12 protein-coding genes are annotated in these 13716 nt (G+C 34.8%); 3 read left to right on the top strand and 9 right to left on the bottom strand.

From position 1 onward, the window contains the following. Positions 1 to 240 precede the first annotated feature (240 nt). From ASC72_RS03440 to ASC72_RS03420, 5 genes are all read right to left on the bottom strand, one after another. Positions 241 to 786 (bottom strand): alpha/beta hydrolase, encoded by a 546-nt coding sequence (locus tag ASC72_RS03440; RefSeq protein ID WP_056186707.1) that lies wholly within the window; start codon positions 784 to 786, stop codon positions 241 to 243. Positions 787 to 807: 21 nt separating this feature from the next. After that, entirely contained in the window at positions 808 to 1638 is an 831-nt protein-coding gene (locus tag ASC72_RS03435) for an alpha/beta hydrolase (RefSeq protein WP_056186928.1), read from the bottom strand. A 10-nt stretch (positions 1639 to 1648) separates the two neighbouring features. Then, positions 1649 to 3904: a beta-glucosidase BglX gene (bglX, locus tag ASC72_RS03430; RefSeq protein WP_117595760.1), complete on the bottom strand. Its 2256-nt coding sequence runs from the start codon at positions 3902 to 3904 to the stop codon at positions 1649 to 1651. A gap of 85 nt (positions 3905 to 3989) precedes the next feature. After that, positions 3990 to 4358, bottom strand: coding sequence for a PUR family DNA/RNA-binding protein (locus ASC72_RS03425; RefSeq protein ID WP_056186704.1), 369 nt, complete (start codon positions 4356 to 4358; stop codon positions 3990 to 3992). A gap of 68 nt (positions 4359 to 4426) precedes the next feature. Then, positions 4427 to 6205: an ABC transporter ATP-binding protein gene (locus ASC72_RS03420; RefSeq protein ID WP_056186701.1), complete on the bottom strand. Its 1779-nt coding sequence runs from the start codon at positions 6203 to 6205 to the stop codon at positions 4427 to 4429. Positions 6206 to 6409: 204 nt separating this feature from the next. Here ASC72_RS03420 and ASC72_RS03415 point away from each other — a divergent pair, with 204 nt between their 5' ends. The 3 genes from ASC72_RS03415 (at position 6410) to yajC (ending at position 8987) form a co-directional block, all read left to right on the top strand. Next, entirely contained in the window at positions 6410 to 7516 is a 1107-nt protein-coding gene (locus tag ASC72_RS03415) for a Glu/Leu/Phe/Val dehydrogenase (RefSeq protein WP_056186698.1), read from the top strand. 182 nt (positions 7517 to 7698) lie between these two features. Further along, positions 7699 to 8610 carry a transcription antitermination factor NusB gene (nusB, locus tag ASC72_RS03410; RefSeq protein WP_056186923.1) on the top strand — a complete coding sequence of 304 codons (912 nt, stop codon included), beginning with the start codon at positions 7699 to 7701 and terminating at the stop codon, positions 8608 to 8610. A 104-nt stretch (positions 8611 to 8714) separates the two neighbouring features. Beyond that, on the top strand, positions 8715 to 8987 hold the full coding sequence (gene yajC, locus ASC72_RS03405; protein WP_026981843.1) for a preprotein translocase subunit YajC: 273 nt from the start codon (positions 8715 to 8717) through the stop codon (positions 8985 to 8987). A gap of 339 nt (positions 8988 to 9326) precedes the next feature. On the opposite strand, the gene ASC72_RS03400 is transcribed toward yajC, so the two are convergent. The 4 genes from ASC72_RS03400 to ASC72_RS03385 form a co-directional block, all read right to left on the bottom strand. Further along, a complete protein-coding gene (locus ASC72_RS03400) occupies positions 9327 to 9914 on the bottom strand; it encodes a YdeI family protein (protein ID WP_056186695.1) in 588 nt (195 codons plus the stop codon). Between the two features lies 1 nt (position 9915). Continuing rightward, a complete protein-coding gene (gene pepT / locus ASC72_RS03395; protein WP_056186692.1) occupies positions 9916 to 11193 on the bottom strand; it encodes a peptidase T in 1278 nt (425 codons plus the stop codon). Between the two features lie 211 nt (positions 11194 to 11404). After that, positions 11405 to 12535, bottom strand: coding sequence for a formylglycine-generating enzyme family protein (locus tag ASC72_RS03390; RefSeq protein ID WP_056186688.1), 1131 nt, complete (start codon positions 12533 to 12535; stop codon positions 11405 to 11407). A 91-nt stretch (positions 12536 to 12626) separates the two neighbouring features. Beyond that, positions 12627 to 13619, bottom strand: coding sequence for a DUF6515 family protein (locus ASC72_RS03385; RefSeq protein ID WP_056186686.1), 993 nt, complete (start codon positions 13617 to 13619; stop codon positions 12627 to 12629). Between the last annotated feature and the right edge of the window lie 97 nt (positions 13620 to 13716).

The following is a 13716-nucleotide window of genomic DNA, read 5'->3' as shown; positions in this document are numbered from 1 at the left end:
TAATATATTTTACCGCAAAGTTCGCAAAGTTTTTTTGCAATTGATATTTTTAAAAAGATAAAGTTCGCAAAGCTTTGTCTAGCTTTGTGAACTTTACTTAGCAAAAATTTTCCATAAAGCCTTGTGATCTTTGCGTAAAACCTTTGTGAACGTTGCGGTTAATTTCAGTCCAAATGACCCCAATCTTTAGTTCAGTATACTTTTCCAGGCAAGGCTGAAAACTGAGACTGAGACTGAAAACTATTTTATTTTCTGAATTAACTGAGCTAATATTTCCTGCCCTTCTTCCCAATATTGTAGATCAGAATCAGAGTTGATGTGCCCTTTTTGACCAACGTTTACAAAATCACTTCCCCATTTTTCAGCCAAAAACTGCTTTCTTTCAAAAGAGGCATAAGGATCATTTTCACTTGCGACAACTATTGATGGAAAAGGTAATTTTGAAATAGGCATTGGAGAAAAATTTCTAATAATTTCCGGAGTATGTTGAGGTGAATCTACATCGGCCGGCGCTACCAGTAAGGCACCTATAATGTTTTTGTTGGTATTCGCTTCGGCCCAATGCAAAACTAATGAAACAGCTAAGCTATGTGCCACGAGAATAGTTGGCTGACTGAGTTTAGCGATTTCCTCATTTAATCTTGCAAGCCATTCCTCTCGAATAGGTTCGTCCCAATTGTCCTGAACCAAACGAATTGAATTTGTGAATTTTTTATGCCAAAAGGTCTGCCAGTGTTTGTCACCGGAATTTCCCAGTCCGGGTAATATTAATAAGTTTGTTTCCATTGCCGTGGATTTTTTTTATAATTATTTTTTGGGTTGTTTCTCTTTTATAATGCGATTTACTTCATTTACAAGTAGCGGAAAACCGGGTTCAGTCATTCCGTGACCGTAACCGTCCAATTCAAAAAGTTTGGTTTCCTTGTGCCCCACCAATTTCATCATGCGTTCCATATAGGCGTTTTCTTCATATCGGCCTAACATTTCCAGTTCACGATCTCCGGTAATTAATAAAAGTGGCGGAGCATCGGCACGAACATGGTAAAGAGGTGCAAAAGCATCAATGGTGGGTTGTTTTTCCGGAATTCCATTTTCTCTTCTAATTTCAAAATGTGTAATGCATTGCCCACTAAACGGAATTAATCCTGCAATTTTATTGGCATCAATTCCTTCTTTTTGCAGCCACTTTTTATCTAAGCCGTTCATCAAAGCTAAATAGGCGCCGGCAGAATGTCCTGAAAGAAAAATTTGAGAAGTGTCGCCGCCATAACTTGCAATATTATTAAAGGCCCAGGCGATTGCTGCTGCAGCATCTTCGATACATTTTACAGCTTTCACTTTGGGCGATAATCTATAGTTTACACCAATGATGGCAAATCCTTTATTTTTTAGCGCTTCGGGAATTTCCTTGCTTCCGCCGGTTAATCCGCCGCCATGAAACCAAACTATAGTTGCGAAGTTTTTAGTGTCTTTTGGATAATAAATATCTAACAGGCATCTTTCATTAATATAATTGTCAGATTTGTTTGTTGCTGCATTATAATATTGAATATTAGTTTTAGTATCATATTCTGTCTTTTGAGCAAAAGAAGAAAATATGATAATAAAGAAACAAAAGGAGAGTGCTATTTTTTTCATGATATTAGTATTATTCAATTTTAAAATCACCTTCCAAACCATTTTCGGCGTGCGAAGCAATCCAAACTTTAAAATCGCCCGGTTCTGTTTTTAGTTCCATTTTATCATTATAAAACGCAAGGTCTGAAACTGGAATTGAAAATTGAACTGTTCTGGATTCCTTCGGTTTTAATTCTATCTGTATAAAATCTTTAAGTTCTCTTACCGGTCTCACAATACTTCCGGTAATGTCACGTACATATAGTTGAACTGTTTCTGTTCCGGTAGTATTTCCTGTATTTGTAATTAACGCAGAAACATTCAATTTGTCATTATTTTTAAGAACAGCCTTTTCGATTTTTAAATTCTCATAAGAGAAATTGGTATAACTCAATCCAAACCCGAAAGGAAATTGCGGTTCGTAACCTGCATCAAGATAGTGGGAATTATTTCCTAAAGAACTTTGCCAGGCTTCGACAGGGATGTCCTGAATAGCCACAAAAGTTTTAGGATCTGCTGGTCGTCCTGTATTAGGATGGTTATAGTAAATGGGAATCTGGCCCACTTCTTTTGGCCATGTTATAGGCAGTTTTCCTGATGGATTTGCAATTCCCTGAAGTAACTCAGAAATTGCCGGTCCTGCCATCGTTCCCGGATGCCATGCCATAAGTACGGCATTGACCTTCGGCAAAACAGCACCTAAAGTTATAGGTCTTCCTGCCATTACTACCAATACAATTGGTTTACCTGTTTTTTGTAATTCGGCTATTAAATTTTCCTGTAAACCCGGTAAGTTTATGTTGGCTCTGGAATGTGCCTCTCCAGAAAGAATGGCTTCTTCTCCTGCAAAAAATAAGATGATATCTGATTTTTTAGCTTGCGCTACTGCGGCAGAAAAACCTTCTTCAGATAGGGATCGGCTGTTTGAAAGTCCAGGTGCGTACAAGATATTATTTTGCCCGAAACTATTTTGTAACGCTTTTAGAGGAGTTTGAGAATCTTCTTTATTACCATCAAAAGTCCACGTTCCTAATTGCTCTCTCGGGGCATCTGCCAATGGACCAATAACAGCTATTTTTTGATTGGATTTTAAGGGAAGGATTTGGTTCTCGTTTTTCAATAGAACACAACTTTTAGTAGCTGCATTCTTTGCCGTTTGTAAAGCATCAGCAGTTAATAATGAAAATTTTTCGCGGTCTTTAAAATAAGGATTTTCAAAAATTCCCGCTCTGAATTTGATTCTAAGAATATTACGCACCATTTCGTCTAATTGCTTTTCAGAAATCTTCTTTTCAGCTATTAATGTTTTTAAATGATGGGCATACGATAAACTGGTCATTTCCATGTCAAGTCCTGCTGAAGCAGATTTTAAGGCTGCATCCTTTTCATCAGCAGCAAAACCATGCGGAATCATTTCAATAACCGAATTCCAGTCACTCACCACGAAGCCATCGTATTTCCATTCTTCGCGTAAAATTTTTTTAAGCAAAAAGCTGTTCCCAGAAGCCGGAACGCCGTTTAGGTCGTTAAAAGAAGTCATAAATGTAGCGGCTCCTGACTTTGCGGCTGCCTCAAAAGGTTTTAAATAAACATTTCGAAGTAAAGATTCAGACATGCTCACCGTATTGTAATCTCTTCCGCCTTCTGCAGCGCCATACGCAGCAAAATGTTTGGCACAGGCCAAAATTTGTCCGGCAACAGAAGGATCGTCACCCTGAAATCCTTTAATGTAAGCAACTCCCAGTCTCGACGCCAGTAAGGGATCTTCACCCGGTGATTCAGCTATTCTTCCCCAGCGGGCATCCCTCGAAATATCAACCATTGGGGCATAGGTCCAGTTAATACATCTCGAGTAGGATTCATTGGCGGCAATTTTGGATGTTTTTTCCACTAATTCCATATCCCAGGAAGCGGCTAATCCTAATGGAATTGGAAATATAGTTTTATATCCGTGAATGACATCTCTTCCAAATAATAATGGAATATGATTAGGACTTTCCTCTACAGCAATTTTTTGTATTTCAAAAACCAGATTAGGTTCAGTAAGGTTTAATATGGCGCCAACTAATCCCTTTCGAACTTCATTTTTAAGCTCATCAGATAATCCTTTACTGCGGCTTGAAGTTCCTTTAAGGCAAGCCTGACCAATTTTTTGATCCACAGTCATATTTTTTATGATTTTGTTGATCTTATTTTCAGTATCTAAATTGGTTTTTTGGCTATGTGAAAGTGAAATCCAGAGAAAAAGGAGGAAACAATAAAGTGGTTTTGCGGTTAATGTTTTCACGGTAAGTTTTTTAAACTTAAATATATAAAAAAAGTCCAAAATGCAGGACAAATTGGACTCGTACTTTTTAAAAAGTTATTGGGGACTAAATATCATCAAAATCAATATCAGTAAAGCTAGATCTTTGTCCTTCAGGTTTATCAGAACTGTAATCTTTTTTAAAATCTTTTTGATGTCTTTCAGAGATTACTTCTTCGCCTTTGTGGTTTAAGACGTATGAAGTCATTTCTTCTAGTATTTCGGCAAAAGCTCCAAAATCTTCTTTATACAAGTAAATTTTGTGTTTTTTAAAATGAAAAGAACCATCTTCCTCAGTGAATTTTTTACTTTCGGTAATTGTGATATAATAATCGTCAGCTTTAGTGGCTCTTACATCAAAGAAATAAGTTCTTCTTCCTGCTCGTAATACTTTAGAAAAAATCTCTTCTTTTTCTAACATGTCATTTTCTCTCATAATACGTTCTATCATTTTTGGAATTAATAGTACTCAAAAATCATAAAAATTTATCTATTACACAACAATTAAAGTAATTCTTTTTCCGAAAGTTGTTTTAAATATAAAGATGAATAATAACCTTCCTGATTTATTAATTGATTATGAGAGCCTTGTTGTATAATTTTACCGTCTTCTAAAATGATAATTTTGTCGGCATTTTTAGCTGAAGAAACACGATGACTCACTATTATTGTAGTTTTATCTTTACAAATCTCGAATAAATTATTCAGAATCGTTTCTTCGGTTTCAGTATCAACTGCAGAGAGGCAATCGTCAAAAAGTAATATAGCCGGATTTTTAATAATAGCTCTTGCAATAGATACACGCTGTTTTTGTCCGCCTGAAAGCGTGATTCCTCTTTCACCTAAAATGGTATCATATTGTTTGTTAAAGGCAATGATATTATCATGAACTACAGCATTTTTAGAAGCTTCGATTACTTCTTCATCAGTAGCATTCTGATTACCAAATTTGATGTTATTTTTAATGGTGTCTGAGAATAAGAAAGCATCCTGAGGTACAATTCCAATATTATTTCGGAGATCATTTAAGTTCAAAGTGCTGATTTCATTTTGATCAATTGTAATTTTTCCGTCAGTTACATCATACAATCGGGAAATCAAAGATAAAATAGTCGATTTCCCGGAACCCGTTTTTCCTAAAATAGCTAATGTTTCTCCTTTTTTTACGGTAAATGTTACATTTTTAAGTGCTTCAATATTGGTGTCTTCATAAGTATAGCTTACATTTTCAAAAGCAATTGAACCCTGAATATCGGATGAGTTTTCGTTGTTGTTTTTGATTTCCGGTTCAATTTTCAAAAATTCATTCAAACGTTTCTGAGAAGCTTCAGCTTCCTGAACCATTGACGAAACCCATCCTAATGAAGCTACTGGCCAGGTTAACATATTTACATATAAAATGAATTCGGCAATGGTACCAATATTCGGAATCGTTCCGTTGATGTACATGACGCCTCCAAAATAAATAACTACCAAATTACTGATTCCAATTAAGGCAATCATTAAAGGACCAAATAACGATTGTACTTTGGCTAAATCCAAACTTTTCTTTTTGCTTTCATCGGCAAGAGCCACCATATTATCTTGGTGTTGATTTTCTAATGAATACGCTTTTATAACACGGATTCCGGAAAATATTTCCTGAGAAAAACTGGAAACTTTTGATAAATATTGTTGGAAAGTGGTACTACGTTTATTGATTTCTGAACTCAGTTTAAAAATACAATACGACAGAATCGGTAAAGGCAAAATCGTATAAAGCGTCAATAAAGGTGAAACATTATACATATATATAATAACGATGGCAAAACGAATAAAGGTATTGATTGTATACATGACAGCCGGGCCAACATACATACGAACCTTTGAAACATCTTCACTAATTCGGTTCATTAAATCTCCGGTACGGTTTTGTTTGTAAAAATTCTGGGAAAGATTTTCATATTGTTTGAAAACTTCATTTTTCAAATCAAATTCAATATGACGCGACATTACGATCAAAGTCTGGCGCATTAAGAAAGTTAAAAAACCAGCCACAATTGTAGTGGCTATGATTAGCAGTACGTTATGAATTAAATCCTGACGATAAGAATCAATAATTACCTGAGAATTTTGTTGCACTTGTGGTAATTTATCAAAATTTTCAATAGCGTTTAATGACTTGCTAATAAGCTTTGGTGTAAACAGTGAAAATATTTGTGCGATTATTGTGATTAAAATTCCAAGTGTAAAACTGTATTTATATTTGATGAAATATTTGTTTAAATAGCTTAATTCTTTCATTTTTTTAAGAGATTCAATGTTGAAATGAATTGGATTTGTAAATTATCTTAAATAAAAAGTAATTAAAGATATCATTTAATCCAAACAAATCTATTGTAAAATTGTTATTTTAAAGATAAAAAATTAGCACATGTGTATTTTTTATTTAAGTTTGAGATGTCTTTTTGACAAATTCATAATTTTAACTAATAAATAACTAGCGCTATGGATGCAACTTTCGCAACTGGAAAGGAACTTCAAAAAATGGATCCTGTTTTTGGTCAATTATCTTTTGATGATCACGAACAAATTGTATTTTGCAATGACAAAGATACAGGTTTAAAAGCAATTATTGGTATTCATAACTCAGTTATGGGGCCAGCTTTAGGAGGTACCAGAATGTGGAATTACAATACGGAATGGGAAGCTCTGAATGATGTTTTGCGTCTTTCAAGAGGTATGACATATAAATCTGCTATTACCGGACTTAATATTGGTGGTGGTAAAGCGGTGATTATTGGTGATGCTAAAACGCAGAAAACACCTGAATTGATGCGTAAATTTGGTGAATTTGTTCACTCTTTAAGCGGAAGATATATCACTGCCGAAGATGTTGGAATGGAAACTAAAGACATGGACACGGTTAGAGATGTAACGCCTTATGTTACCGGAATCTCTGAAGAAAGAGGTGGTTCTGGAAATCCTTCTCCTGTAACTGCTTATGGTGTATATTTAGGAATGAAAGCTGCTGCAAAAAGCCAGTTTGGTTCTGATGTTTTAGATGGTAAAAAAGTTTTGGTACAGGGAATTGGCCACGTGGGTGAAGCTTTGGTAGAATATTTGACTAAAGAAGGTGCTGTCGTTACTATCGCTGATATCAATGAAGAAAAACTATACGAAGTAGCTCAAAAGTACAATGCAACTATTTACACTGGTGAAGATTTGTACAGTGTAGATGTTGATATTTATGCGCCATGTGCGATGGGAGCGACGATTAATGATAATACAGTAAATAAAATTAAAGCTAAAGTTATTGCTGGTGCTGCCAACAATCAGTTAGCTGATGAGAATGTTCACGGTGCAAGATTACAGGAAAGAGGAATTTTATATGCTCCGGATTTCTTAATCAACGCGGGTGGTATCATCAATGTTTACGCTGAATTGGAGCATTACGGAAAAGCGGAGATCATGAGTAAAACCGAAAATATCTATAATACTACTTTAGAAATTATCGATTATGCTGTGAAAAACGGAATGACAACGCACAAAGCAGCTCTTACAATTGCTCAGAATCGTATCGATTTGAGAAAAATTGAAAACGCGAAAAAATAATATTTTTTAGGATACAGTCTCAGTTTTTAGCCTCAGTTTCACGTAAAGTGAAAATTGAGTCTGAAAACTGAGACTTTTTTATGTTTTAATTTTATTATAAGCTGTGAAATTCTTATTTTTGCAGACTAATTTTTAAATGTTCTTACAAGGTGGTAAATAGAAGACACATACGCGTTAAAGTAATGCAATCCATTTATGCAATGCATCAAAGCGGTTCTGATAATATGGAAAAAGAAGAGAAATTTCTTTTTTACAGCATTGATAATATTCAGGATTTATATCTTATAATGCTTTCTTCATTGATTGAAATTTGCAAAAAAGAATCGGTTTTTTTACATCTTTCAAGCAAAAAACATCTTGCAACTGCTGCAGAACGTAACCCGAATGAAAAATTTATCAAGAATAAAATTTTTCAGCTACTTGCCGAAAGCAATTCCCTTAGCATCGCTCTGGAAAATCGTAAAATCAACAATTGGTCATTGAATGATGATTATATTTTGTTGCTTTTGAATGATATTAAGTCAAGCGATTTGTATGCAAAATACATGACCACTTCAACAAATACTTTTGAAGAAGACAGACAATTTATAATTGATTTGTTTGCCGAAGTTATTGTTCCGAATGAAAAATTATATGAGTATTTAGAAGATGATAAATTAACATGGGTTGATGATATTCCGGTTGTAAATACGCATATTGTTAAACAATTGAAAGCAATTAAAACGGAAGATCCGGACGATTTTAGAGTGCCAAAATTGTATAAAGATGTTGAGGATAAAGATTTTGCTAAAGATTTGTTCAGAAGAACCGTTTTAAACGAATCGATTTTAGCAAAAGAATACGATGATAAAACGCCAAACTGGGATAGCGAAAGAATTGCTGAAATTGATACTATTATTTTAAAAATGGCTATTTGTGAATTTTTGAAATTCCCTTCAATTCCGGTAAAAGTTACGCTTAACGAATATTTAGAAATTGCAAAAGAATATTCTACTCCAAAAAGTAGTATTTTTATCAACGGAATTTTAGATAACCTTGTAAAAGAACTTACTGCCAACAAGAAGTTGGTAAAAGTTGGAAGAGGGTTGATGTAATTGGAAGAAAAATTCCAAATTTTGAAATTTCAAATTCCATCCTGATAGCTATTGGGAGAAGAACTAAAAAATAATATTAATAACAAAAATAAAACCCGAATACTATGCAAGATTTAATGAAATTTGCTCCTTATTTACTAATGTTTGTAGTGTTATATTTCTTCATGATCAGACCACAACAAAAAAGAGCAAAAAACGAAAAAGAATTTGAAAGCGGCCTAAAAGTAGGTGACAAAATAATTACAAAAAGTGGTTTCCACGGTAAAATTGTTGAGCTTGCTGAAACAAGTGCAATTATCGAGACTATGTCTGGAAAATTAAAAATTGAGCGTTCAGCTATTTCTATGGAAATGAGTGCTGCTTTGAAAAAAGCTTAACGCTTTTTAAATTCCAATAAAATTTAAATCCCAAATTCCAATTATGGAGTTTGGGATTTTTTTTGCCAAATCTTGTCATTTCGACCGAAGGGAGAAATCACACAAGAAAAACTCCGCAAAGAATGTCTTCAATCGTTGTCGATCCGCTAGCGTGATTTCTCCCTTTGCTCGAAATGACATACTTTGGGGTTACAGTCTGTAAAATCCTTCGTGTAGTTGCTTCGTTCCTCGCAATGACCCTTGTTTGCGTTTAATAAAAAACCTTTGTCAAAGTTTTAAACTTTGACAAAGGTCATATAAGATTGGAATTTGGAATTTAAAATATTGGAATTTAAATTTTCACCTGTATTTATCATTCAACCCAACATTCCCCAAAATCATCGGAATCACTTTCTCAATTCTCGATAATTTAGTTTTTTCTTGTTTCGCCGATTCAATATATTCTAAAAACTCATATTGTTTATAAGGACTGAATTTTTGAAAAGCTTCTGCTAAAGCTGGATTATTATTCATTTCCATTTGCAGTAATTCAGAAACAATTGCTTCTTTTTTAGAAGGTTTTATGACTTTCCCCTGCTTTTCATTTTCAATTGCTTCGGCGATATATTCTAAAACTTCCTTTTCATTTACATCATTCTTTGAAGTAAATCGCCATTGTCGCAAAGATTTCGTTTTATCTTCCTGAGCGTTGATTAATTTCTTTTTCTCATCTTTCAGAAAGACGCCATTGAAAAACCAAATTGTGAAATAATCTTTAAAACCTCCAATTCCGATAACATTTTTCTTGTTGTAAACATAAACCGGACCTCCCCATTTTATGGTTTCTTCCAGTTCAGTTTTGTCAATAATAGATTTAAGAAGAAGTAATTCTTCTTCCCATAAATGATTACTGTGCCAAACATGTTTTTTATCAGAAGTTGGTTCCAATTTATCTTTTTCTTTTAGGTTTTTCAGCTATATCAAAAACGCCTGGAATGGCCGTTAATTCTGCAATTTTCACAATGACATCCGTTGCTTTCTGGATACTTTCTGCAGGAACATATTCGTATTTTCCGTGAAAGTTATGTCCGCCGGCAAAGATATTCGGACAAGGTAATCCCATAAAAGATAATTGAGATCCGTCAGTTCCGCCACGAATTGGTTTGATGATCGGTTTAATGTTTAATTCTCTCATTGCTTTTTCGGCGATGTCAACGATATGTTTTACAGGAAGTACTTTTTCCTTCATATTATAATACTGGTCTTTTACCTGAGCAATTACAATATCTTCTCCGAATTGTTTAGCGTATTTTTTATTGATTTTCCTGGCAATTTTTCCAATTAAATCTTTTCTTTTTTCGAATTTGATTTTGTTATGATCGCGAATAATTAATTCTAAAACCGTTTCTTCAATACTTCCTGTTAAGTGGTGAACGTGAAAAAAACCTTCATAACCTTTAGTTTCCTGCGGTGTTTCACCTTTTGGAAGTTCATTGATAAAATCATTGGCGATTAACAACGAATTGATCATTTTTCCTTTGGCATAACCAGGATGAACGCTTTTTCCTTTGAAAGTAATTTTAGCTCCCGCTGCATTGAAATTCTCATATTCTAATTCGCCAATCTGACTTCCATCCATGGTATAAGCCCATTGAGCACCAAATTTTTCAACATCAAAATGATGCGCACCACGTCCAATTTCTTCGTCAGGAGTAAAACCAATTCTAATTTTCCCGTGTTTAATTTCCGGATGTTGAACAAGGTATTCCATTGCTGAAACAATTTCTGTAATTCCGGCTTTATCATCGGCACCAAGTAAAGTTGTTCCGTCTGTAGTAATTATGGTTTGACCTTTATATTGAAGTAAATCTTTAAAGTAATTTGGAGAGAGAATGATATTTTTCTCTGCATTTAAAACGATATCTTTTCCATCGTAATTCTCAATGATTTGCGGTTTTACGTTTGCTCCTGAAAAATCCGGAGAAGTATCAAAATGAGAAACAAAACCAATAGTAGGCACTTCATGGGCTACGTTACTTGGTAAAGTAGCCATGATGTAAGCTTTATCATCTATGGTAACCTCATCAAGACCAATTGCTTTTAGTTCCTCAACTAATTTATTGGCAAGATTCCATTGTTTTTGAGTACTAGGTGTAGTTTGCGAATTTGGGTCCGATTCTGTATCAATCGTTACATAACTGATAAATCGATCTATGATATGCTGCATTTGTTTGTTTTTTTAGCAAAGATAAGTAATTATTCAGGCGTTTAAAAGATAAAAGAGTTTGCCACGAATTGGCACGAATTAATTTAAATAGAAAATCCAATTTCACGAATATTCTTGAAATTGGATTTTTTTAAGCTTTATGTTAGTACACTTTTAATTAGTGTAATAATTACTTCGCCTGTTCGTTATCGCTCAAGTAGTGGCAAAAAAATCATTTCACACATCTAAAACCAATGTGATTCGCCGGAGATTGATAATCTCCTTTTCCTCTTGTACCAACCATATAGCGCGTACAATATTGATCTGTACATAAAAATGATCCGCCGCGTTGTACTTTTTTAGGTAAATCAGGTTCTGCAGGATCGTGTGATTTGTCAGGTCCTTGCGGGTTTTTGATTACCTTTCCACTTTCACTTAAATTAGCATAATAATCGGCCGTATACCAGTCATTTGTCCATTCCCAAACATTCCCTCCAATATCATACAATCCATATCCGTTTGGTTCAAATTGAGCTGTTGGTGCGATTCCAATATAACCATCTTCTCCAGTATCTCCTTTTTCAATAGGAAAATGCCCCTGATAGATATTGGCTTGAAATTTTCCTTTCGGTTTTAAGGTATTTCCCCAGGCATACAATTCTCCGGTTTTTCCACCGCGGGCAGCAAATTCCCATTCGGCTTCAGTTGGTAATCTTTTGCCAGCCCATTTTGCATAGGCAGCTGCATCGGCATATGAAACTTGTACAACAGGATAATTACCTCTTCCTTTTATAGAACTTCCGGCTCCTTCCGGATGTCTCCAGTCGGCTCCTTTAACATACGTCCACCATTGCATATAATTATTGAGATCTACTTTTGCAGAAGTAGGGGTAAACACAGCTGATCCTGCAATTAAATTTTCTAATGGAGCATCAGGATATTCTTCATGTGTAGGTACCTTTTCTGCTAATGTTACATAACCAGTAGCTTTAACAAAAGCCTCAAATTGGTCGTTTGTAACTTCAGTTTTATCCATATAATAACCATCAACATATACCCTGTGTATTGGCGCAGCATCTTTTGTAACACCTTTTATGCTACATAAGCTTTCATCTTCAACATTACTTCCCATAGAGAATTCACCACCTGGAATCCAAACCATTCCTTTAGGAGTTTTGCCTGTAGGTTTGTTTTTATTTTCTATGGTAGGTTTAAATAAAGAGGCAGAGTCGGCATTTGGCGTTTCAGCACAATCCATTGCGGTCAGCTTTTGTTTTGGAACAATTAGCTTAGTGTAGCCATAAGCAATTGAAATAATGGAAATTGTAAGTATCGCAAATATCCAGTAGGTCTTATTTTTCATTATAATTGTTTTTAATCTGGTTGTCAATAAAAAGTAAAGTTAAAAAAATAACCTTATCAAACTCTATTTATTTGATAAGGTTACTGTAGTTTTAGTTATCTTTCTCAACCTGAACAACTTCGTATTTGTTTTTACCATCAACTTGAATAGGTTGGTAGTACGTTTCTCCAAATTTCACATATTTTACATCCCCTACAGTGACTTCTTCACCGCCTTCAGGCAAATTATCTACAATGGTTCCTGCTGTTGGGGCGACTACTTTATAGCTGCTGCCGTCTTTTTCGTAGTAAGTTCCTCCGTAATAATAGTTATTGACGGTTCCGGTATTAACTGTTTGAGCACCACTCGGAATATTATTGACCGTTCCTCCAACCGGTGCGGGTACAGCGGTATAACCTCCGCTTGTGGGTGTGTACCAAACTCCCTGATCATAATGATATTGAGTACTTTCAATACTTACAACTATTGCTGTTACTGCTAAAGTCGCCACGAAAAATCCCCATGGATGCCAAACTGGTCCCCAATAAAAAGGTCTGTACGGATGAAAGAAATAGGGATTATAGGCACGATAACGATAACCTCCATATACATAAGGAGGACGGACATAAGGTCTTACTCCGGGTCTAACAATCGTATTACGGTTGTTACGAACATGTATGCTATTGTTTACGTTAATATTTACATTGTTTCGATTTCTATTAACTGTGTTGCCACTGATGTTGGTGTTTTTATTACCAACTCTGTTATTGTTATTCGAGTTTCGGTTAACATTATTACCAGCAATTTTTGAATTATTAGATGGTCTGGTAACATTATTGTTACCAGGTCTGCTACTTCCAGAACCATTAGATCCAGGTCTGGTTGCTGTACTTGGTCTATTAATTCCGGAATTGTGAGATTCGGGTCTGTTTATTGACGGTCTTGACTGAGTTGCTGGTCTTGCCGGTCTTACTTGTGCACCTCCGCGATGTACGCCACCACCACCTCCGCGATGTTGCGCTAAACTATCAATTGAAATCAAAAAAAGTGATCCCACTAAGCATATGAGTGCTGTTTTTCTAAGATTCTTTTTTATACTTTTCATTTTCAATGTTTTATGGATATTAAAATTATTAAAAAAAACAAGAATAATTTAGAAAACTAAAAATCATTTTTGTTTTTATTTGAGCTATGTTTCTGAA

Source organism: Flavobacterium sp. Root420, from assembly GCF_001427905.1.
GTDB lineage: Bacteria > Bacteroidota > Bacteroidia > Flavobacteriales > Flavobacteriaceae > Flavobacterium.
Note: the sequence above shows the minus strand (reverse complement) of the source record. Positions and strands in the feature narration are given on the sequence as shown.